The sequence below is a fragment of the Burkholderia sp. D-99 genome, from assembly GCF_011605345.1.
GTDB lineage: Bacteria > Pseudomonadota > Gammaproteobacteria > Burkholderiales > Burkholderiaceae > Burkholderia.
Genome location: NZ_JAAOXM010000007.1, coordinates 63,951 through 85,855 on the forward strand (window position 1 = coordinate 63,951; position 21,905 = coordinate 85,855).

Below are 21,905 nucleotides of genomic sequence, written 5' to 3' on the forward strand. Positions count from 1 at the left end.
GCGATCGGCCGGGCCCGGTCAGTTCGGTCAGTTAGATACGCGCTTCGGCGTGGCACCGCCGACGCAGCGGTCGTCGCGGTACAGCGCCCATTCCTCGCACACGCGGCCGTCCTTGAACACGCACATTCCGACCTGCCCGCTCGACAGGTTGCGGATCGTGTGGCGGCCGCCGAGCTTGGCGCAATTGACCGACGCGGGATTGGCCATCGCCTGCTGGGGCGACGACGGTTGCTGCCCGGGCGGCAGCGGTTGGGCGAACGCGCCAGACGCAGCAAGCGCCAGCGCACAGATGACGACCAGACGGACGGACATTGCACGCTCCTCGTTTTCGTTCGCGGAACGGTCAGGATAACGGGGAATGAGCGCCGGGTGTGCACCGCGCGCGCAGGCCGCGAGACTGTCGCGCCGACGCAACCCTGCCGGCGCGCAACGTCACGCGCACGTGCGCCGCGGCAGCCCGGCCGGCTCCGTCATGCGGCGCCGACGAGCCGGTATCCGACGCCCGTCTCGGTGACGATGTACTCGGGCTGCGCCGGGTCGCGCTCGAGCTTCTGGCGCAGGTGCGCCATGTAGATGCGCAGGTAGTGGTGGCTCTCGACATGCGACGGCCCCCACACGTCGCGCAGCAGCTGCCGGTGCGTGAGCACGCGCCCCGCGTGCCGCACGAGCGTGGCGAGCAGCCGGTATTCGAGCGGCGTCAGGTGCACGATCTCGTTGTCGCGCCACACCTGGCGCAGCGCGAGATCCACGATCACGGTGCCGAAGCTCACCTTCGGCGACTCGTTCGCGCCGCCCTGGTTGCGCCGACGCAGTTGAGCGCGAATCCGTGCGCGCAGCTCGGACACGCCGAACGGCTTGGTGAGGTAATCGTCGGCGCCCGCGTCGAGCGCCGCGACCTTCTCTTCTTCCTGGGTTCGCGCAGACAGTACGATCACCGGCACCTCGGACCAGCCGCGCAGTTCGCGGATCACGTCGAGGCCGTCGGTATCGGGCAGGCCGAGGTCGACGATCACGAGATCGGGCTTGCGCGTCGCCGCGTCGATCAGCCCCTGTTTGCCCGTCTCGGCCTCGAACACGGCGATGTCCTCCTCCTCGAGCGCGGCGCGCACGAAACGGCGGATCTGCTTTTCGTCCTCGATCAGGACAACGGTCAGGCTGGGTTCACTCATGGTCTGGCAATGACTCGGATGGGGACGATGCGCCCGGCACATCGGGTTCGTCGTCGGGCACGGCAGGCGCGGCTGGCGGCGTCTCGACCGGCAGCGTGAACCAGAAGCGCGCGCCCGTCACATGGCCGTCGGGTGCGGTGCGGTTGAGCGCGCCGATTTTACCGCCGTGCGCCTCGACGATCGCGCGGCAAATCGCAAGGCCGAGCCCGATGCCCGGCGTCGCCGATTCCTTCTCGCCGCGCGTGAACTTGTCGAAGATGCGCGTTTCCATGCCGGCCGGCAGGCCCGCGCCGTAATCGTCGACATGCACGCGCACGAACGGCAGCCCGTCTTCGGTCACGCGCTCGGCGCCGATGTCGAGCGGCGCATCGGGCGGTGTGTACTTCGCCGCGTTTTCAAACAGGTTGGTGAACAGGCGTTCCATCAGCACCGCGTCCATCTGCAGCAGCGGCAGGTCGGCCGGCAGCACGACGCGCGCGGGATGGCGCGCGAGCACGCGCTTGCATGCGGCGAGTGCGGCGCCGACGGTTTCCTCGAGCAGCGACCACTGGCGCTTGAGCTGCAGGCTGCCGGCCTGCAGCCGCGCCATGTCGAGCAGGTTCGTGACGATGCCCGTCATCCGCAGTGCCTCGTCGTGGATCGCGTCGACGAGTTCGCCCTCGCGCTGCGCAAAGCGTTCGGCCGCCGCGGTGTCGCCGCCCTGCGCGGCCGCGCGCCCGTTCGCGAGCATCGACGAGAAGCCGACGATCGTCGTGAGCGGCGTGCGCAGGTCGTGCGAGATCGCCGACAGCAGCGAGTTGCGCAGCCGCTCGGATTCCATGTTGACGAGCGCGTCGCGCGCGATTTCGACGTAGTGCACGCGTTCGAGCGCGAGCGCGATCTGCGCGGCGAATGCGTCGAGCATCCGCTGCTGCTCGGGCACCTCGAGCTCGCGCGGCTCGCGTGACGCGACCGCGAGCACGCCGCGCGTGCGCATCGGCGCCTTCAGCGGCAGGTACAGCGCGACCGTCGCGGGCAAGGTATCCGTGCCGCGGCCGGCTGGCTTCTGCTGGTCGTACACCCACTGGCCGACGTCGCTGTCGAGATCGGCGCCCGTCAGCGTGACGGCCGCGTCGGGCTCCTCGATCTTCTGGCGCACCTTGTCCGCGCTGTCGGGCAGCAGGAACGCGACGCGCGCGCGGAACACCTCGCCCACGTGGCGGCTGCCGATCTCGACGATCTGCTCGGTCGTCAGCGCCGCGCCCAGCTCGCGCGCCATCGCGTAGATCGCACCGGTGCGGCGCTCGCGGCGCTGCGCGACGCTCGCCTGGCGCGTCAGCGTCGACGTCAGGTGGCTGATCACGAGCGACGTCAGCAGCATCCCGAAGAAGGTCAGCAGGTATTGCGTGTCGCTGACCGAGAACGACATGCGCGGCGGCACGAAGAAGTAATCGAACGCCGCCACCGACAGGAACGACTGCAGCACGCCCGGGCCGCGCCCGAGCCGCACGGCCGAGAACACGACGCCGAGCAGGTACAGCATCACGAGGTTCGTGAGGTCGAGCCGCTCGGACACGAGGCTCGCGACGACCGTGATCGCCGCGCAGATCGCGGCCGCGTATGCGTAGTGCCGCGGCGGCGAACGATGCGTGCCGAACTGCGCGAACGCGTCGCGCCAGTCGCGCGCACGCGCGTCGAGCGGCGCGGCGCGCGCCTCGTCGCTCGCCGACGCGCGGATCAGCATCAGGTCGACGTCGCCCGCGCGCTCGGCGAGCTTCTCGCCGAACGGCCGCGCGAAGCGGCGCATGAGCCCGACCTTCGGCGAGCCGCCCGCGACGATCTTCGACACGTTGCGCACCTTCGCATAGCCGATCAGCGCGGCGACTGCGTCGGTGCCCGCCAGCGTGGCCGTCTCGGCGCCCAGCTCGGCCGCGAGCTTCAGCGCGTCGAGCGTGCGCTGCCGCTGCGCGTCGGGCAGCCGCTGCAGGCGTGGCGTCTCGACATACACGGCGATCCAGTCGGCCTTCAGGCTCGCGGCGAGCCGTGCGGCCGCGCGCACGAGCGTCGGCGCCTCGGCGCCGGGCCCGACGCACACGAGCAGCCGCTCGCGCGCCTGCCAGATGCGCTGGATCGAGCGGTCGGCGCGGTATTCGCGCATCTGCGCGTCGACGCGATCGGCCGTGCGTCGCAGCGCGAGTTCGCGCAGCGCGATCAGGTTGCCCTTGCGGAAGAAGTTGCGCACCGCGCGCTCGGCCTGCTGCGCGAGATAGACCTTGCCGTCGCGCATCCGCTCGAGCAGTTCCTCGGCCGGCAGGTCGACGAGCGTGACTTCGTCGGCCGCGTCGAACACGCGGTCGGGCACGGTCTCCCACACGCGGATGCCGGTGATCGCGCCGACCACGTCGTTCAGGCTTTCGAGGTGCTGGACGTTGACGGTCGTATACACGTCGATGCCCGCGTCGAGCAGCTCGTACACATCCTGCCAGCGCTTCAGGTGCCGCGCGCCCTGCACGTTCGAATGCGCGAGTTCGTCAACGAGGATCAGTTGCGGCTGGCGCGCGAGCGCGCCGTCGAGATCGAATTCGGCGAGCGTGCGGCCGCGATAGTCGATGCGCGCGAGCGGCAGCACGTCGAGGCCGCCGAGCAGTGCGGCGGTTTCGCTGCGACCGTGGGTCTCGACGATGCCGACGACGACGTCGACGCCTTCCTGCAGGCGCTGGCGCGCGGCCTGCAGCATCGCGTAGGTCTTGCCGACACCGGCCGATGCGCCGAAGAAGATCTTGAGCTGGCCGCGGCGCTGCTTTTCTTCGTCTCGCTGCAGCTTGTCGAGGAGTTGGTCTGGATCTGGACGGTTCATGCGTCAGGAAGGCGGAGCGCCCGGATGCGCGCGAGTACGAGCATTGTTGTTCCAAATCGCCGCAAAAGGCAAAGACGGCGCGTGCGCCGTCGGGAAAATGGCGCGTCCGGCGCGAATCTGGCCGCGCCGGACGCCGGTTGCCGCGCCGTGCGCCCGGTCAGTGCGCGGCCTGCGCCGCGTCGAGCGCGAGGTTCAGCTTCAGCACGTTCACGCGCGCCTCGCCGAGCACGCCGAACTGGCGGCCGGCCGTGTTCGCGGCGACGAGCTGCGCGACCGCGTCGGGCGCCAGGTTGCGCGCCTTCGCGACGCGCTCGACCTGGTACGCGGCGGCAGCCGGCGTGATCTCCGGATCGAGGCCGCTCGCCGATGCCGTCACGAGGTCGACCGGCACGGGCTTCGACATGTCGGTGCCTGCGTCGCGCAGCGCGGCGATGCGCCCCTTCACCTGGTCGGCGAGCGACGGGTTCAGCGGGCCGAGGTTCGAGCCGCCTGAGCCGGTCGCGTTGTACGGCATCGGCGCGGTGGCCGACAGCCGGCCCCAGAAGTATTTCGGCGCGTCGAACTGCTGGCCGATCAGCACGGAGCCGACCACCTTGCCGTCCTTCTCGATCAGGCTGCCGTTCGCCTGCGACGGGAACACGGCCTGGCCGAACACGGTCATCACGGCCGGGTAAGCAAGACCCGTCACGGCGGTCAGGACGACAAACAGCACGACGAGCGGGCGAATCAACGTTTTCATGATGTTTCCTTCAATGGCGGCCGGTTCAGGCCCAGCCGAGTGCAGCGAGCGTCATGTCGATCAGCTTGATGAACGGGAACGGCAGCAGCACGCCGCCGAGGCCGTACACCAGCAGGTTGCGGCGCAGGAGCGACGCGGCGCCGAGCGGCCGGTACGTGACGCCCTTCAGCGCGAGCGGGATCAGCGCGACGATGATCAGTGCGTTGAAGATCACCGCCGACAGGATCGCGGAAGCCGGCGACGTCAGGTGCATGATGTCGAGCACGCGCAGCTGAGGATAGGTGGTCACGAACGCGGCCGGGATGATCGCGAAGTACTTCGCGATGTCGTTCGCGATCGAGAAGGTCGTCAGCGAACCGCGCGTCATCAGCATCTGCTTGCCGATCTCGACGATCTCGATCAGCTTCGTCGGGTTCGAGTCGAGGTCGACCATGTTGCCCGCTTCCTTCGCGGCCTGCGTGCCCGTGTTCATCGCCACCGCGACGTCGGCCTGCGCGAGCGCCGGCGCGTCGTTCGTGCCGTCGCCCGTCATCGCGACGAGCCGGCCGGCCGCCTGGTGCTCGCGGATCGTCGCGAGTTTGGTTTCCGGCGTCGCTTCCGCGAGGAAATCGTCGACACCCGCTTCCGCCGCGATCGCCGCGGCCGTCAGCCGGTTGTCGCCCGTCACCATCACGGTCTTGATGCCCATCTTGCGCAGCTCCGCGAAGCGCTCCTTGATGCCGCCCTTCACGATGTCCTTCAGCTCGATCACGCCGAGCACGCGCGCCGCCCCTTCATGCAGGTCGGCCACGACGAGCGGCGTGCTGCCGCGGCGCGCGACCTCGTCGACCGCGCGGCGCACTTCTTCCGGGAAGCGGCTGCCGTGCGCCTCGACGTAGTTGCGGATCGCATCGGCAGCGCCCTTGCGGATCTCGCGACCCGGAAGGTCGACGCCGCTCATCCGCGTCTGCGCGGAGAAGCCGATGAACGTCGCGTGCAGCTGCGCCATGTCGCGCTGGCGAATGTTGAAACGTTCCTTGGCCAGTACCACGATGCTGCGGCCTTCCGGCGTTTCGTCGGCGAGCGACGACAGCTGCGCGGCATCGGCCAGCGCTTCCTCGGTCACGCCCGGCGCCGGCACGAACGTCGATGCCTGGCGGTTGCCGAGCGTGATCGTGCCGGTCTTGTCGAGCAGCAGCACGTCGACGTCGCCGGCCGCTTCCACCGCGCGACCTGACGTCGCGATCACGTTCGCCTGCATCATCCGGCTCATCCCCGCCACGCCGATCGCGGACAGCAAACCGCCGATCGTCGTCGGGATCAGGCACACGAGCAGCGCAACGAGTGCGGTGATCGTCACGACGTGGCCGGCCTTCATCGCTTCGACCGAGAACATCGAGAACGGCAGCAGCGTCGCGGTCGCGAGCAGCATCACGATGGTCAACGCGACGAGCAGGATCGTCAGCGCGATCTCGTTCGGCGTCTTCTTGCGCTTGGCGCCCTCGACCATCGCGATCATCCGGTCGAGAAACGCCTCGCCGGGGTTCGCGGTGACCTTGACGACGATCCAGTCGGACAGCACGCGCGTGCCGCCCGTCACCGACGAGAAGTCGCCGCCCGATTCGCGGATCACCGGCGCGGATTCGCCGGTGATCGCCGATTCGTCGACGGATGCGACGCCGTCGACGACCTCGCCGTCGGCCGGGATCACGTCGCCCGCTTCGACGAGCACGACGTCGCCCTTGCGAAGTTCGGTTGCGGTTGTGATGCGGATCGGCGACTTCGGATGCGGCTCGTTGAGCTTCTTCGCCATCACGTCTTTCTTCGCGCTGCGCAGCGATGCAGCCTGCGCCTTCGAGCGCCCTTCGGCGAGCGCTTCGGCGAAGTTCGCGAACAGTACCGTGAACCACAGCCACAGCGCGATCGCGAGGATGAAGCCCGACGGCGCTTCGGCCTGGCCGGCGAGCGCCGCGATCCACAGAATCGTGGTCAGGATGCTGCCGACGTACACGCAGAACATCACCGGGTTGCGGAACTGCGTGCGCGGCGTGAGTTTCTTGAACGAGTCCACGATCGCCGGGCGCAGCAGCGCCGGATCGAACATGGACCGTGTTGCGGAATGTTGAGTCATTGCGATCTCTTCAATCTCTTCAGTCTTTTCAATGTGTCGCCATGCGGGCGCGCATCACGCGCCCAGCCACATCATCAGGTGCTCGACGCCCGGGCCGAGCGCAAGCGCCGGCACGTAGGTCAGCGCGCCCACCAGCAGCACGGTGCCGAGCAGCAGCACGACGAACAGCGGACCGTGCGTCGGCAGCGTGCCGCTCGTCACCGCGATGCGCTTCTTCGCGGCCAGCGAACCGGCGATTGCCAGCACCGGCACGATCGTGCCGAAGCGGCCGAACCACATCGCGATCGCGGTCATCCAGTTGTAGAACGGCGTGCCGACCGTCAGGCCCGCGAACGCGCTGCCGTTGTTGTTGGCGGCCGAGCTGAACGCGTACAGGATTTCCGAGAAGCCGTGCGGGCCCGGGTTCGCGATGCCGGCCTTGCCCGCATCGGCGAGCACGGCGATCGACGTGCCGACCAGCACGAGCAGCGGCGTGAGCAGCACGACGATCGACACCATCTTCATCTCGTACGCTTCGATCTTCTTGCCGACGTACTCCGGCGTGCGGCCGATCATCAGGCCCGCGACGAACACGGCGAGCAGCGCGAACACGAGCATCCCGTAGAGACCCGAGCCGACCCCGCCGAAGATCACCTCGCCGAGCTGCATCAGCAGCATCGGCACGAGGCCGCCGAGCGGCGTCAGCGAATCGTGCATCGTGTCGACCGCGCCGCACGACGCGGCCGTCGTCGCGACCGTGAAGATGCCGGTCTGCGCGATGCCGAAGCGCGTTTCCTTGCCTTCCATGTTGCCGCCCGGCTGCAGCGCGCTCGTCGACTGGTCGACGTGCAGCGCGGCGAGCGTCGGGTTGCCGCCCTGCTCGGCATTCACCTCGACGCCGATCGCGATCACGAACGCGACCGTCATCGCCGCGAGCACCGCGATACCCTGCCGGCGATCGCCGATCACGCGACCGAACACGAGACACAGCGCGGCCGGGATGATCAGGATCGAGAAGATCTGCAGGAAGTTCGCGAACGGCGTCGGGTTCTCGTACGGATGCGCGGAGTTCGCGTTGAAGAAACCGCCACCGTTGGTGCCGAGCATCTTGATCGCTTCCTGCGACGCGACCGGGCCCATCGCGAGCGTCTGCTTCGTGAGCGGAGTCGGCACCGTGACCGCGTTGCCCTTGTCGTCCTTCACCGGGTTGCCCTGCGCGTCGAGCTTCGGCGCCGCATAGGTGCTCGCCTGCAGCACCGGCACGTCCTGGTACGCCTTCATGTTCTGGATCACGCCCTGGCTCATCAGCAGCGCGGCGATCACCACCGACATCGGCACGAGCACGTACATCGTCACGCGCGTCAGGTCGACCCAGAAGTTGCCGATCGTCTGCGCGGTATGACGTGCGAAGCCGCGAATCAGCGCGATCACGACGACGATGCCGGTTGCCGCCGACAGGAAGTTCTGCACGGTCAGGCCGAGCATCTGCGTCAGGTAGCTGACGGTCTGCTCGGGCGTGTAGTCCTGCCAGTTCGTGTTGGTGACGAAGCTGACGGCCGTGTTGAACGCGCCGTCGACCGTCATCGCGCCGAATTGCTGCGGGTTGCCGGGCAGGAAGCCCTGCAGGCGCAGCAGGCCGTAGAGAAACAGCGCGCCGAGCGCGTTGAACGCGATCGTCGCGATCGCGTACTGTTTCCAGTTCATCTCGCTGCCGGCGTCGACGCCGGCGATGCGGTACAGCGCGCGCTCGAGCGGCCCGAACACGCGCACGACGCGCGAACTGCCGTCCATCACCGCCGACAGGTAGCGCGCGACCGGTACGGCCGCCGCGAGCAGCACGACGATGAAAAGCAGCGTCTGAAAAAGATTGTTCGCGTTCATTCGATGTCCTCCGCGCGCAGCAGCGCAAAGACGAGATACGCGAACAGCAGGGCCGTCGAGGCGCCCGCCAGCCAAAGCATCCAGGTCATGCTCGCCCCCCGCGACCGTATTGCACGAGCTTGTCGCAACCGGCAACCAAACCGAGGATCAGCGCGGTGAAAAGCACCAGGGCGCCGATAAATACCCCATCCATTTTTGTGTTCTCCGTCATCGAAGTGAGACGAGTAGAACCTTATGGGAACGCACGTAAAGGACGGGTCAAAGGTATCGGGGCGGATATAAAAAACGTGTAAACGCGAGGGCGGGGGCGATTCGGGGGCGGGACGGGCGGCGTCGAAGCGCCACCCGCGAAGGCGCGTGCCGGCATGGCGCCGGCACGGTGGGACGGGTCAGGGAACGAGGATCGTCGATCCGGTGGTCTTGCGCGCTTCGAGATCTTCATGCGCGCGGCCGACTTCCGCGAGCGGATAACGCTGGTTGATGCTGGTCTTCACCTTGCCCGACAGGATCACGTCGAACAGTTCGGCGGCCGCGGATTCGAGATCGGCGCGCTTCGCGATGTACGAGAACAGCGTCGGTCGCGTGAAGAACAGCGAGCCGCGCGACGAGAACTCCTTCGAGTCGATCGGCGGCAGCGGGCCCGACGCATTGCCGAAGCTGACGAACAGCCCGAGCGGCGCGAGGCTGTCGAGCGAGCCGATGTAGGTGTCCTTGCCGATCGAGTCGTAGACGACCGGCACGCCCGCGCCGTTCGTGATCTCCTTCACGCGCTGCGTGAAGTTCTCGCGCGTGTAGACGACCGGATGGTCGCAGCCGTGCGCCTTCGCAAGCGCGGCTTTCTCGTCGGAGCCGACCGTGCCGATCACGGTCGCGCCTAGCGCCTTCGCCCATTGGCACACGAGCAGGCCGACGCCGCCGGCCGCCGCGTGGATCAGGATCGTGTCGCCGGCCTTCACCGGATACGTGCGGCGCAGCAGGTAGTGCGCGGTGAGACCCTGCAGCATCACCGATGCCGCGTCGTCGTAACTGATGCCGTCCGGCAGCTTCACGAGCCGCTCGGCCGGCATCACGCGCTCCTGCGCATACGCACCCGGCGGCTGTCCGACGTACGCGACGCGGTCGCCAGCCTTGAGCGCGGTCACGCCGTCGCCGACGGCCGTCACCTCGCCCGCCGCCTCCATCCCGAGGCCGCCGGGCAGCGGCTGCGGATAAAGGCCGGTGCGGAAATACACGTCGATGTAGTTGAGCCCGACCGCGTGCTGCCGGATGCGGACTTCGCCCGCCTTCGGCTCGCCGACCTCGACATCGACCCACTTCATCACGTCCGGGCCGCCCGGCTGGTCGTATCGGATTGCTTTCGGCATCGTTTCGCTCCTTGTCTCTCTATCGGTCAGGGAAATGGTCGGATCGCCGACGCACGGCGCCGACCGATGCAGGAAACAGCCGGCGGCAGGCGCGCGTCGCGATGCACGATTCTCGCCCGACGCCGCCGTCCGTGCATGGCCCTGCCCGCAACAGGGGCAATCGGGCCGCACCGCGACCTAGCAGCGGTCCTGCATGTTTCGCGCCAGATCGTCGAGCAGCATCCGCGCGGTCGCGACGTTGGTCGCGACCGGCACGTCGTGCACGTCGCACGCGCGCACGAGCGCGGTGATGTCGGGGTCGTGCGGCTGCGCGGTCATCGGGTCGCGCAGGAATACGACGATGTCGACGCGGCCGTCGGCCAGTTCCGCGCCGATCTGCAGGTCGCCACCGAGCGGCCCCGACAGCTTGCGCTCGACTTCCAGCCCGTGCGCCGCCGCGATGCGGCCGCCCGTCGTGCCGGTCGCGACCAGCCGGCATTGCGCCAGTGTCTCGCGATATTGACCCGCGAGCGCGACGATCTCGTCCTTCTTCGCGTCGTGCGCAATCAGTGCGATGCGGGGTTTGCTCATCTCCGGTTCCTTCGTCGTTCGGTGGTTGTCGTGATCGTGATTCGGCGGATGCAGGTCAGAACGTGCCCGGATACGCGCCGCCGTCGAGCAGCCAGTTCTGCCCGGTGATGTAGCCGGCATGCACGCTGCACAGGAACGCGCACGCCGCGCCGAACTCCTCGCGCGTGCCGAGGCGGCCGGCCGGGATGTCCTTCGTGCGCCGCGCGCGCATCTCGTCGAGCGTCACGCCCTGCGCCTTCGCCGAAGCGGCGAGCGTGGTCGCGATCCGGTCGGTGTCGAACAGGCCCGGCAGCAGGTTGTTGATCGTCACGCCCTGCCCCGCGACCTTGCGCGACAGCCCCGCGACGAAGCCGGTCAACCCCGAGCGCGCGCCGTTCGACAGCGCGAGCACGTCGATCGGCGCCTTCACGGCCGAGCTCGTGATGTTGACGATCCGGCCGAAGCCGCGCGCGATCATCCCGTCGAGGGTCGCGCGGATCAGCTCGATCGGCGTGAGCATGTTCGATTCGAGTGCGCGGATCCAGTCGTCGTGCGAGAAGTCGCGGAAGTCGCCGGGCGGCGGGCCGCCCGCATTCGTCACGAGAATGTCCGGCTGCGGGCACGCGGCGAGCGCGGCCGCGCGCCCGTCCGGCGTCGTGATGTCGCAGGCGACCGCGGTGACCGACACGTTCGCGCCGGCGCGGATCTCCTCCGCGGCTTCCTCCAGCGTGTCGCGCGTGCGCGCGACGATCACGAGGTTCACGCCCTCGGCGGCCAGCGCTTGCGCGCAGCCGCGACCGAGCCCCTTGCTTGCCGCGCACACGAGCGCGGTCTTTCCTGCGATGCCGAGATCCATCGTCGATTCCTTGGTGGCGACACGCGCCGGCGCGGCCCGTTCGCCTGCCTGGACCACGGGCGGGCCAGGCAGGCGAACGGGCGGGCGCAGGCGCGCGGTTTGTCGTGAGACGTCGATATTATCCGGATCATGCGGCGCGCCTTGGTAAAATTGCGGACATAAGCGCGCGGCCGGCTTGCGCCCGCCCCCGCCCCCGATCCTCTTTTGCCGCCAAGGCGCCCCCGTCATGAAACAGGACAGCCGTTTCCCGAACCTCTTCATCACCGATCACCCGCTGATCCAGCACAAGCTCACGCACATGCGCGACAAGGACACGTCCACGCGCACGTTCCGCGAGTTGCTGCGCGAAATCACGCTGCTGATGGGTTACGAGATCACCCGCAACCTGCCGATCACGACCAAGCGGGTCGAAACCCCGCTCGTCGAGGTCGACGCGCCGGTGATCGCGGGCAAGAAACTGGCGATCGTGCCGGTGCTGCGCGCGGGCATCGGGATGTCGGACGGCCTGCTCGACCTGGTGCCGTCCGCGCGCGTCGGCCACATCGGCGTGTACCGGGCCGACGACCACCGCCCGGTCGAATACCTGGTGCGCCTGCCGGATCTGGAAGACCGCATCTTCATCCTGTGCGACCCGATGGTCGCGACCGGTTACTCGGCCGTGCACGCGGTCGACGTGTTGAAACGCCGCAACGTGCCGGCGGCGAACATCATGTTCGTCGCGCTGGTCGCCGCGCCCGAGGGCGTGCAGGTGTTCCAGGACGCGCACCCCGACGTGAAGCTGTTCGTCGCGTCGCTCGATTCGCACCTGAACGAGCACGCGTACATCGTGCCGGGCCTCGGCGACGCGGGCGACCGCCTGTTCGGCACCAAGAACTGACACGCCGGCACGGCCGCGCGGCGCGCGGCCCGGCTCGCGGCGGCCCGCCCGGCCGTTCGGCCATGCGCGGCGGCCCCGATCCGGCGGTCGCCGCGTGATAAAATCCCGATCCACTCGACACGCGCGGCCCCGCGGCTTCATGCCCGCCGAAACGGCCGCCGACTCAACGACACATTGAAACAATCGCCCGCGCTGCGCGCCCGGGCACGGAGAAAGGTATGGCTGGTCATTCGAAATGGGCCAACATCAAGCATAAGAAGGCAGCGGCCGACGCGAAGCGCGGCAAGATCTGGACCCGCCTGATCAAGGAAATCCAGGTCGCGGCGCGCCTCGGCGGCGGCGACGTCAACTCGAACCCGCGCCTGCGTCTCGCGGTCGACAAGGCGGCCGACGCGAACATGCCGAAGGACAACGTCAAGCGCGCGATCGATCGCGGCGTCGGCGGCGCGGACGGCGCGAACTACGAAGAAATCCGTTACGAAGGCTACGGCATCAGCGGCGCGGCGATCATCGTCGACACGCTGACCGACAACCGCACCCGCACGGTGGCCGAAGTCCGCCACGCATTCTCGAAGTTCGGCGGCAACATGGGCACCGACGGCTCGGTCGCGTTCATGTTCGATCACGTCGGCCAGTTCCTGTTCGCACCGGGCACGTCGGAAGACGCGCTGATGGAAGCCGCGCTCGAAGCCGGCGCGAACGACGTCAACACGAACGACGACGGCTCGATCGAAGTGCTGTGCGACTGGCAGGCATTCTCGGCGGTGAAGGACGCGCTCGAAGCCGCCGGCTTCAAGGCCGAACTCGCCGAAGTGACGATGAAGCCGCAGAACGAAGTCGAATTCACCGGCGACGACGCGGCGAAGATGCAGAAGCTCCTGGACGCGCTCGAGAACCTCGACGACGTGCAGGACGTGTATACGAACGCCGTCATCGTCGAGGAATGAGATGCCGGCCGCCGTGCACCCGTTGCGGCGGCGGCCCGATCGAATCCGCGGCCGGCGCGCCTGAGCGTGCCGGCCGCCCTGTTTTCTAGTCTGCGGGGAATCCCATGAAACTACTCGTCGTCGGTTCCGGCGGCCGCGAACATGCGCTGGCGTGGAAGCTCGCGCAGTCGCCGCGCGTCCAGATGGTCTACGTCGCACCCGGCAATGGCGGCACGGCGCAGGACGAGCGTCTGAAGAACGTCGACATCACGGCGCTCGACGAACTCGCCGATTTCGCGGAAAGCGAAGGCGTCGCGTTCACGCTCGTCGGGCCGGAAGCGCCGCTCGCGGCCGGCATCGTCAACCTGTTCCGCGCACGCGGCCTGAAGGTCTTCGGCCCGACCCGCGAAGCCGCACAGCTCGAGAGCTCGAAGGATTTCGCGAAGGCGTTCATGAAGCGCCACGGCATCCCGACCGCCGAGTACGAAACGTTCTCCGACGTAGCCGCCGCGCACGCGTACATCGACGCGAAGGGTGCGCCGATCGTCGTGAAGGCCGACGGCCTCGCGGCCGGCAAGGGTGTGGTCGTCGCGATGACGCTGGAAGAAGCGCATCAAGCCGTCGACATGATGCTGTCGGGCAACAAGCTCGGTGACGCCGGCGCGCGCGTCGTGATCGAGGAATTCCTCGATGGCGAGGAAGCGAGCTTCATCGTGATGGTCGACGGCAAGCACGCACTGGCACTGGCTTCGAGCCAGGACCACAAGCGCCTGCTCGACGAAGACCGCGGCCCGAACACCGGCGGCATGGGCGCGTATTCGCCCGCGCCGATCGTCACGCCGCAGATGCACGCACGCGTGATGCGCGAGATCATCATGCCGACCGTGCGCGGGATGGAGAAGGACGGTATCCGCTTCACGGGCTTCCTGTATGCGGGCCTGATGATCGACAAGGAAGGCAATCCGCGCACGCTCGAGTTCAACTGCCGGATGGGCGACCCGGAAACGCAGCCGATCATGGCGCGCCTGAAGAGCGATTTCTCGAAGGTCGTCGAGCAGGCGATCGCGGGCACGCTCGACACGGTCGAGCTCGACTGGGACCGCCGCACCGCGCTTGGCGTCGTGCTGGCCGCGCACGGTTATCCGGACGCGCCGCGCAAGGGCGACCGCATCAACGGGATCCCGGCCGAAACCGAGCAGACGGTCACGTTCCATGCAGGCACGACGCTCGACGGCGGCAAGCTGACGACGTCCGGCGGCCGCGTGCTGTGCGTGGTCGGCCTCGCCGATTCGGTGCGCGAAGCGCAGCAGCATGCGTACGACACGATCAACCAGATCAATTTCGAAGGCATGCAGTACCGCCGCGACATCGGCTTCCGCGCACTCAACCGCAAGAGCGCTTGACGTCGCAATCGCCGCCCCGCCCTCGCGCGGCGGCGGCCCCTCTGCCGGGGTTCGATAGAATGCCCGGCAGATGCCTTTTTTACGGCCCCCGCTTCGGGCGGGGGCACCCAGTCCAGACATGACCGATTCAACCTACGACGTAGCGCGCGTGCGCACGTACCTCCAGGGCCTGCAGACACGCATCGCCGATGCGCTCGGCGCGCTCGACGGCACGCCGCTCGCAACCGACGCATGGCAGCGCGGGCCGGCCGAACGCCTGCGCGGCGGCGGCTGCACGCGGATTCTCGAAGGCGGCCGCGTGTTCGAACGCGCGGGGATCGGCTTTTCCGACGTCGCGGGCGACGCGCTGCCGCCGTCGGCGAGCGCGGCCCGCCCGCAGCTCGCGGGCCGTGGCTTCGAGGCGCTCGGCGTGTCGCTGGTGCTGCACCCGCGCAATCCGTACTGCCCGACCGTCCACATGAACGTACGGATGCTGATTGCGACGAAACCGGGCGAGGAGCCCGTGTTCTGGTTCGGCGGCGGCATGGATCTGACACCGGTTTACGGTTTCGAGGACGACGCGCGGCATTTCCACCAGACTTGCAAGGACGCGCTCGACCCGTTCGGCGTCGAGCTTTACCCGCGCTTCAAGAAATGGTGCGACGAATATTTCTTCCTGAAGCACCGCAACGAGATGCGCGGCATCGGCGGGATCTTCTTCGACGATTTCTCGGAACCCGGTTTCGAACGCTCGTTTGACATGATGCAAAGCGTCGGCGACGCATTCCTGCAGGCCTACCTGCCGATCGTCGAGCTGCGTGCCGACCTGCCGTACGGCGAGCGTGAGCGCGACTTCCAGGCGTACCGTCGCGGCCGCTACGTCGAATTCAACCTCGTGTTCGACCGCGGCACGCTGTTCGGCCTGCAAAGCGGCGGCCGGACCGAGTCGATCCTGATGTCGATGCCGCCGGTCGCGAACTGGCGCTATAACTGGCAACCCGAGCCGGGAACGCCTGAAGCGCGCCTGTACAGCGACTTCATCGTCCCGCGCGACTGGGTCTGACCCGCACGCGTGATGCTTCAAGAAAAGGACGCGTTTCTGGACACCACCGCCCGCCCCGCCCCGCTGCCGCGCCGTATCGGCCTGCTGGGCGGCACTTTCGACCCGATCCACGACGGCCATCTCGCGCTCGCGCGCCGGTTCGCCGAGCTGCTCGGGCTGACCGAACTCGTGCTGCTGCCCGCCGGGCAGCCGTACCAGAAGCGCGACGTGTCGGCTGCCGAGCATCGGCTCGCGATGACCCGCGCGGCGGCCGGCTCGCTGTGCGTGCCGGGCGTGACCGTGACCGTCGCCACCGACGAGATCGAGCACGCCGGCCCGACCTACACGGTCGACACGCTCGCGCGCTGGCGCGAGCGGATCGGGCCGGACGCGTCGCTGTCGCTGCTGATCGGCGCCGATCAGCTCGTGCGCCTCGACACGTGGCGCGACTGGCGCACGCTGTTCGCCTACGCGCACATCTGCGTGTCGACGCGCCCGGGTTTCGACCTGGGCACGGCGTCGCCGGACGTTGCGCAGGAAATCACCGCGCGGCAGGCGGGCGCCGACGTGCTGAAGGCCACGCCGGCAGGCCACCTGCTGATCGATACGACCCTTTCGTTCGACATCGCCGCAACCGACATCCGCGCACACCTGCGCGAATGCATCGCGCGCCATGCGCAAATGCCCGACGCATCGGCCGAGCATGTGCCGGCCGCCGTATGGGCCTATATTCTTCAACATCGCCTCTACCACACCTGATTCCATGGATATTCGCAAACTGCAGCGCGTGATCGTCGACGCCCTCGAAGACGTCAAGGCGCAAGACATCAAGGTGTTCAACACCAGCCACCTGACCGAACTGTTCGACCGCGTGGTCGTCGCTTCGGGCACCTCCAACCGCCAGACCAAGGCCCTCGCGTCGAGCGTGCGTGACAAGGTCAAGGAAGCCGGCGGCGACATCGTCAGCTCCGAAGGCGAAGACACCGGCGAATGGGTGCTCGTCGACTGCGGCGACGCGGTCGTGCACATCCTGCAGCCGGCCCTGCGCCAGTACTACAACCTCGAGGAAATCTGGGGTGACAAGCCCGTGCGGATGAAGCTCGGCGGCGGCAAGGGGAACGGCTTCGCCACGGCCAGCGAAGGCGACGAGGACGAGGAAGAAGCCGCGCCCGCACGCCCGGCGCGCAAGACGGCCGCCCGCCGCCGTTGAGTCCCGAGTCGTTACGCGTCTCCCGATGAAGCTTTTCATCCTTGCGGTCGGCCACAAGATGCCGGGCTGGATCGCATCCGGCTTCGACGAATACACGAAGCGGATGCCGCCGGAACTGCGCATCGAGTTGCGCGAGATCAAGCCCGAACTGCGTTCTGGCGGCCGCAGCGCCGAAAGCGTGATGGCGGCCGAGCGGCAGAAGATCGAGGCCGCGTTGCCGAAGGGCGCGCGCCTCGTCGCGCTCGACGAGCGCGGCCGCGACTGGACCACGATGCAGCTCGCGCAGGCGCTGCCCGGCTGGCAGCAGGACGGCCGCGACGTCGCGTTCGTGATCGGTGGTGCCGACGGGCTCGATCCGGAACTGAAAGCGCGTGCCGACGTGCTGCTGCGCATCTCGAGCATGACGTTGCCGCACGGGATGGTGCGCGTGCTGCTCGCCGAACAGCTTTACCGGGCGTGGAGCATCACGCAGAATCACCCCTACCACCGCGCATGACGTGTCGTCCTCGAGACGCGCGCCATGCGCGCTCACCGAGATAACGACACCATGCCGTCGAGCACGTCCCCCGCGCTTTTCCCGACCCTTTACCTCGCTTCGCAAAGCCCGCGCCGCCAAGAGCTGCTGCAGCAGATCGGCGTACGCTTCGAACTCCTGCTGCCGCGCCCCGACGAGGACGCCGAAGCGCTCGAGGTCGAACTGCCCGGCGAAGCCGCCGATGCCTACGTGCGGCGCGTGACCATCGCGAAGGCCGAAGCCGCGCGTGCACGCCTCGTCGCGAGCGGCAAGCCGGCCGCGCCGGTGCTGGTCGCCGATACGACCGTCACGATCGACGGCGCGATCCTCGGCAAGCCGGCCGACACCGGCGACGCGCTCGCGATGCTGACGCGCCTCGCAGGCCGCGAACACGCAGTGCTGACCGCCGTCGCCGTGATCGATGCCGACGGCGAACTGCTGCCGCCCGCGCTGTCGCGCTCGTCGGTGCGCTTCGCGGCCGCGTCGCGCGACGCGTACGCGCGCTACGTCGAATCGGGCGAACCATTCGGCAAGGCCGGCGCGTACGCAATCCAGGGGCGCGCGGCAGAATTCATCGAGCGAATCGACGGTTCCCATTCAGGTATCATGGGTCTGCCCCTTTTTGAGACCGCGGCGCTGTTGCGCGCCGCGCGTGTCGCCTTCTGAATCCCACCATGAACGAAGAAATCCTGATCAACCTCACGCCGCAGGAAACGCGGGTCGCACTCGTCCAGCAAGGCGCGGTGCAGGAGCTTCACGTCGAGCGCACGCTGTCGCGCGGGCGGGTCGGCAACATCTATCTCGGCAAGGTCGTGCGCGTGCTGCCCGGCATGCAGTCGGCGTTCATCGACATCGGCCTCGAGCGCGCGGCATTCCTGCACGTCGCCGACATCTGGCATCCGCGCCTCGCGGGCGAGCCGCAGTCGGGCACGCCGCACCAGCCGATCGAGAAGATCGTGTTCGAGGGCCAGACGCTGATGGTCCAGGTGATCAAGGATCCGATCGGCACGAAGGGCGCACGGCTGTCGACGCAGGTCAGCATCGCGGGCCGCACGCTCGTCTACCTGCCGCAGGAGCCGCATATCGGCATCTCGCAGAAGATCGAGAGCGAGGCCGAGCGCGAGGCCGTGCGCGCGCGCCTGACGGCCGTGATCCCGCCGGACGAGAAAGGCGGCTACATCGTGCGGACGATCGCCGAGGATGCCACCTCCGACGAACTGGCCGGCGACGTCACGTACCTGCGCAAGACGTGGGCGACGATCGTCGGGCTTGCGCAGCGGCTGCCTGCGACGAGCCTGCTGTACCAGGATCTCGATCTCGCGCAGCGCGTGCTGCGCGATTTCTCGAACGACGACACGACGCGCATCCAGGTCGATTCGCGCGAGACGTATCAGCGCCTCGCGGAATTCGCGTCCGAGTTCACGCCGGCCGTGGCCCCGAAGCTGCATCACTACACCGGTGAGCGGCCGCTGTTCGACCTGTACAACATCGAGACGGAAATCCAGCGCGCGCTGTCGCGCCGCGTCGACCTGAAGTCGGGCGGCTACCTGATGATCGACCAGACCGAGGCGATGACGACGATCGACGTGAACACCGGCGGTTATGTCGGCGCGCGCAACTTCGACGACACGATCTTCAAGACCAACCTCGAAGCCGCGCACACGATCGCGCGGCAGTTGCGGCTGCGCAACCTCGGCGGGATCATCATCATCGACTTCATCGACATGGAGAACGCCGAGCATCGCGACGCGGTGCTGTCCGAGCTGAAGAAGGCGCTGTCGCGCGACCGCACGCGCGTGACGGTCAACGGCTTCTCGCAGCTCGGGCTCGTCGAGATGACGCGCAAGCGCACGCGCGAATCGCTCGCGCACGTGCTGTGCGAGCCTTGCCCGACCTGCCAGGGCAAGGGCCAGGTGAAGACGTCGCGCACCGTGTGCTACGACATCCTGCGCGAGATCCTGCGCGAATCGCGGCAATTCAACCCGCGCGAATTCCGCGTGATCGCCGCGCAACAGGTGATCGACCTGTTCCTCGACGAGGAATCGCAGCATCTCGCGATGCTGATCGACTTCATCGGCAAGCCGGTGTCGCTGCAGGTCGAATCGAACCTGAGCCAGGAGCAGTACGATATAGTTTTGATGTAGGGTTTACCCCATATCAACCAACATCACCCAACCTCGTTAGAAGCCTTGCCCAGCAAGGCTTTTTCAATTTTGAAGGATCTTCCCGTATCATCCGGTTTCAAGGAAGCGCACCTCAAGTGGGTAGCTAGATGGGTAGCTAGCAGCGCTAATACTCTGGAGTTGGCCTCGCATGGCGAAACGGGAATCGAACCTGCTAACCGATGTACAGCTTCGCAAGTGGCTGCGTGCCGGCGAGCCTATAGCAAAATCGGACGGCGGCGGCCTCACATTCACTCTGTCTCAAGGCGGTACTGCCGCATGGGTGCTTCGATTTCGGCACGGAGGACGGCGCCAAGAACTGACCCTTGGTCGATACCCAGATCTTTCGCTATCAGCTGCACGCACGGCTGCAGCTAAAAGGCGCGTCGAAGTGAGCGAAGGCATCAACCCGGCCGATGAAGTCCGCAAAGTCAAAGTGCGGAAGGATTGGACCGTTCGGCAACTCGCGAAGGATTACCGCGAAAAGGTACTCAGCACGTTCGCAGCCAGCACGCAACGCAGCTACGGCCGCAACATCAAGCGCGTCGAGAACGGCATGGGATCGATGTCTGTTCAGTCTGTCGGGCCTGCCGACATCGTGGCCGAGATCGAGCGCCATGACCTCGGATGGGTCGAAACGTTCACGCTTTGGTGCGTTCTGCGCGGTATGTTCAAGCACGCGACTGGCAAGAAAATCATCGTCGCAAATCCATGCGCGGGCATCCAGCTCGACGCGATCATCGGGAAACGGCCGGAAGTGAAGCAGCGACTAATGCTGACCGACGACGAACTTCACGTCCTGCTGAACGCGAAAATGCGCGACGTGAACCTCTACGCCGTGAGGATCGCGCTTGCAACCGGTGTGCGAATCTCAGAGCTATTCACCGCACTCCGGCGGGACCTACACCTAAATGAGGCACGCTGGCACGTTCCGAAAAGCAAGACAGGCCCGGAAATGGACATTCCGCTCGCGCCCATCGTGATCGAGTGGTTCGAGCGGTTGCTCGATCTAGCTGGAACTTCGGAATACGTCCTGCCAGCCCGATTGAGCAATCGCATCGATCGGCACGACGGTGACACACACGTATCGAAAGACGCAATTCGCGAGGCGATCGACTACTGGATCGAGCATCATGCCCCCGCGATTCGCCGCTTTACACCTCACGATCTTCGAAGCACGATGAAGAGCCATATGCGCCGGCTCAAGGTGTCGCGCGACATTTCGGAAATGTGCTTGAACCACAAGGTCCCTGGTGTGGAAGGAATCTACGATCAGTACACGTACTGGGATGAGCGGCGCGAAGCTCTAGAACTATGGGCCGCCTATCTGATTGCGCGTATGCATGGTGAAAAATGGAATGTGATACCGATCAATAGATCAGCATAGCGTTTGGCCTCACCAAGCTCGCAAGGGCATCGCCGGGACCGCAACCCGGTATGAGCGACATGAATTGCAACAGGGAGCACAATGGAATCCGAATCTGTAGGAACCGAAATCCAGCTATCTCAGCTGCAAGGATATTTCTCCACGATGTCGCCGGCTGAATACATAGGGTGCGACGGCAGCGATCCGGAGAATGGCCCATGGGAGGCATGGTGTTCTGGGCGCGTTGACGAGATTCCAGGCGACTTCGCGCTATTTGTGTGGTGGCATTTCGCGGCGGCTATTTCTGTGTTCATGTCCCCTGCTCAATCGGGATACCCAGAATACGTTTTGAATGATCCCAATCGAGCAGAAGGTGATAACGCGAAACGGTTAGCAAGCGAAAGCCTGGTGCGCGCGCTAAAGGACGTCGAAGCATCGGTTGGCAGCCCACTCTCGTTGAATCGAAGATACGATGAAACCGACTTCTGGGCGGGCGATCCAAATGACAACTTGTACCCGATACGACTCGCTAGCGCATATTCGCTTTGGTGCATCGATCAGTGCATGTTGGCCCTCTACAACAAGGACGCTTTGTCTTCAGCGAGGGCCATGGGGTACGCGATTTCATCCCTTGACCTAGCTCAGGAATATGAGCGAGCAGTTGCCGGGCCGGCGCCTCATGGCATTCGCATCGCATTACGCACCATCGGCCAGAGCGGTGGGAAGGCAAAGCACGCCCGGGACCCAAGGCAGGTCGAAAAGAAATTCGTTCGCGAATGTTGGAACGAATGGCAACGAGAACCGGCAAAGTACAAAACCAAAGCCGCATTCTCGCGGGACATGCTTGAGAAATGCACCCATCTCGTCAGCCAAAAACAAATTGAGGACTGGTGCAGGGATTGGGAAAAGAGTGGACTGTAGGCCTAGCGGTAGACTGAGCAGT

The 21,905-nt window shown here is 66.8% G+C and carries 21 protein-coding genes; 11 read left to right on the forward strand and 10 right to left on the reverse strand.

What is annotated here, in order from left to right; genetic code table 11:
- Positions 1–27 precede the first annotated feature (27 nt).
- From HAV18_RS23970 to HAV18_RS24015, 10 genes are all read right to left on the reverse strand, one after another.
- Entirely contained in the window at positions 28–312 is a 285-nt protein-coding gene (locus HAV18_RS23970; RefSeq protein ID WP_166960731.1) for a DUF333 domain-containing protein, read from the reverse strand.
- 158 nt (positions 313–470) lie between these two features.
- Positions 471–1,169: a two-component system response regulator KdpE gene (gene kdpE / locus HAV18_RS23975; protein ID WP_048249307.1), complete on the reverse strand. Its 699-nt coding sequence runs from the start codon at positions 1,167–1,169 to the stop codon at positions 471–473.
- Positions 1,162–4,005, reverse strand: coding sequence for a DUF4118 domain-containing protein (locus HAV18_RS23980; protein ID WP_166960735.1), 2,844 nt, complete (start codon positions 4,003–4,005; stop codon positions 1,162–1,164). Before HAV18_RS23980 ends, kdpE begins: the two co-directional genes overlap by 8 nt.
- Before the next feature lie 157 nt (positions 4,006–4,162).
- Entirely contained in the window at positions 4,163–4,744 is a 582-nt protein-coding gene (gene kdpC, locus HAV18_RS23985) for a potassium-transporting ATPase subunit KdpC (protein ID WP_166960738.1), read from the reverse strand.
- A 25-nt stretch (positions 4,745–4,769) separates the two neighbouring features.
- The gene (kdpB, locus tag HAV18_RS23990; protein WP_166960742.1) at positions 4,770–6,854 is read right to left on the reverse strand and encodes a potassium-transporting ATPase subunit KdpB; all 2,085 of its coding nucleotides are present in this window, start codon (positions 6,852–6,854) and stop codon (positions 4,770–4,772) included.
- Between the two features lie 54 nt (positions 6,855–6,908).
- Positions 6,909–8,714, reverse strand: a complete 1,806-nt coding sequence (gene kdpA, locus HAV18_RS23995) for a potassium-transporting ATPase subunit KdpA (RefSeq protein WP_166960745.1) — start codon at positions 8,712–8,714, stop codon at positions 6,909–6,911.
- On the reverse strand, positions 8,711–8,803 hold the full coding sequence (kdpF, locus tag HAV18_RS24000) for a K(+)-transporting ATPase subunit F (RefSeq protein WP_006752209.1): 93 nt from the start codon (positions 8,801–8,803) through the stop codon (positions 8,711–8,713). Before kdpF ends, kdpA begins: the two co-directional genes overlap by 4 nt.
- 300 nt (positions 8,804–9,103) lie before the next feature.
- Entirely contained in the window at positions 9,104–10,078 is a 975-nt protein-coding gene (locus HAV18_RS24005) for a quinone oxidoreductase (RefSeq protein ID WP_166960748.1), read from the reverse strand.
- A gap of 177 nt (positions 10,079–10,255) precedes the next feature.
- The gene (locus tag HAV18_RS24010; protein ID WP_060172963.1) at positions 10,256–10,648 is read right to left on the reverse strand and encodes a methylglyoxal synthase; all 393 of its coding nucleotides are present in this window, start codon (positions 10,646–10,648) and stop codon (positions 10,256–10,258) included.
- A gap of 55 nt (positions 10,649–10,703) precedes the next feature.
- The gene (locus HAV18_RS24015) at positions 10,704–11,483 is read right to left on the reverse strand and encodes an SDR family oxidoreductase (protein ID WP_166960751.1); all 780 of its coding nucleotides are present in this window, start codon (positions 11,481–11,483) and stop codon (positions 10,704–10,706) included.
- A 226-nt stretch (positions 11,484–11,709) separates the two neighbouring features.
- Here HAV18_RS24015 and upp point away from each other — a divergent pair, with 226 nt between their 5' ends.
- The 11 genes from upp to HAV18_RS24070 all read left to right on the forward strand — a co-directional run bounded on the left by upp (position 11,710) and on the right by HAV18_RS24070 (position 21,883).
- Complete coding sequence (upp, locus tag HAV18_RS24020) at positions 11,710–12,360, forward strand: uracil phosphoribosyltransferase (protein WP_011352740.1); 651 nt, start codon at positions 11,710–11,712, stop codon at positions 12,358–12,360.
- Positions 12,361–12,578: 218 nt separating this feature from the next.
- Positions 12,579–13,307 carry a YebC/PmpR family DNA-binding transcriptional regulator gene (locus HAV18_RS24025; RefSeq protein ID WP_006478227.1) on the forward strand — a complete coding sequence of 243 codons (729 nt, stop codon included), beginning with the start codon at positions 12,579–12,581 and terminating at the stop codon, positions 13,305–13,307.
- Between the two features lie 104 nt (positions 13,308–13,411).
- A complete protein-coding gene (purD, locus tag HAV18_RS24030) occupies positions 13,412–14,689 on the forward strand; it encodes a phosphoribosylamine--glycine ligase (RefSeq protein WP_166960753.1) in 1,278 nt (425 codons plus the stop codon).
- Between the two features lie 118 nt (positions 14,690–14,807).
- On the forward strand, positions 14,808–15,731 hold the full coding sequence (gene hemF, locus HAV18_RS24035) for an oxygen-dependent coproporphyrinogen oxidase (protein WP_166960756.1): 924 nt from the start codon (positions 14,808–14,810) through the stop codon (positions 15,729–15,731).
- A 12-nt stretch (positions 15,732–15,743) separates the two neighbouring features.
- Positions 15,744–16,469, forward strand: a complete 726-nt coding sequence (locus HAV18_RS24040) for a nicotinate-nucleotide adenylyltransferase (protein WP_166961349.1) — start codon at positions 15,744–15,746, stop codon at positions 16,467–16,469.
- 4 nt (positions 16,470–16,473) lie between these two features.
- Entirely contained in the window at positions 16,474–16,920 is a 447-nt protein-coding gene (gene rsfS, locus HAV18_RS24045; RefSeq protein WP_027786832.1) for a ribosome silencing factor, read from the forward strand.
- Positions 16,921–16,945: 25 nt separating this feature from the next.
- On the forward strand, positions 16,946–17,416 hold the full coding sequence (rlmH, locus tag HAV18_RS24050) for a 23S rRNA (pseudouridine(1915)-N(3))-methyltransferase RlmH (protein ID WP_006484265.1): 471 nt from the start codon (positions 16,946–16,948) through the stop codon (positions 17,414–17,416).
- Between the two features lie 51 nt (positions 17,417–17,467).
- Positions 17,468–18,100, forward strand: coding sequence for a nucleoside triphosphate pyrophosphatase (locus HAV18_RS24055; RefSeq protein ID WP_166961352.1), 633 nt, complete (start codon positions 17,468–17,470; stop codon positions 18,098–18,100).
- Between the two features lie 8 nt (positions 18,101–18,108).
- The gene (gene rng, locus HAV18_RS24060) at positions 18,109–19,578 is read left to right on the forward strand and encodes a ribonuclease G (protein WP_166960759.1); all 1,470 of its coding nucleotides are present in this window, start codon (positions 18,109–18,111) and stop codon (positions 19,576–19,578) included.
- A gap of 169 nt (positions 19,579–19,747) precedes the next feature.
- The gene (locus HAV18_RS24065) at positions 19,748–20,983 is read left to right on the forward strand and encodes a site-specific integrase (RefSeq protein WP_166960762.1); all 1,236 of its coding nucleotides are present in this window, start codon (positions 19,748–19,750) and stop codon (positions 20,981–20,983) included.
- A gap of 81 nt (positions 20,984–21,064) precedes the next feature.
- Positions 21,065–21,883 carry a hypothetical protein gene (locus tag HAV18_RS24070; protein ID WP_166960765.1) on the forward strand — a complete coding sequence of 273 codons (819 nt, stop codon included), beginning with the start codon at positions 21,065–21,067 and terminating at the stop codon, positions 21,881–21,883.
- Positions 21,884–21,905: the final 22 nt, after the last annotated feature.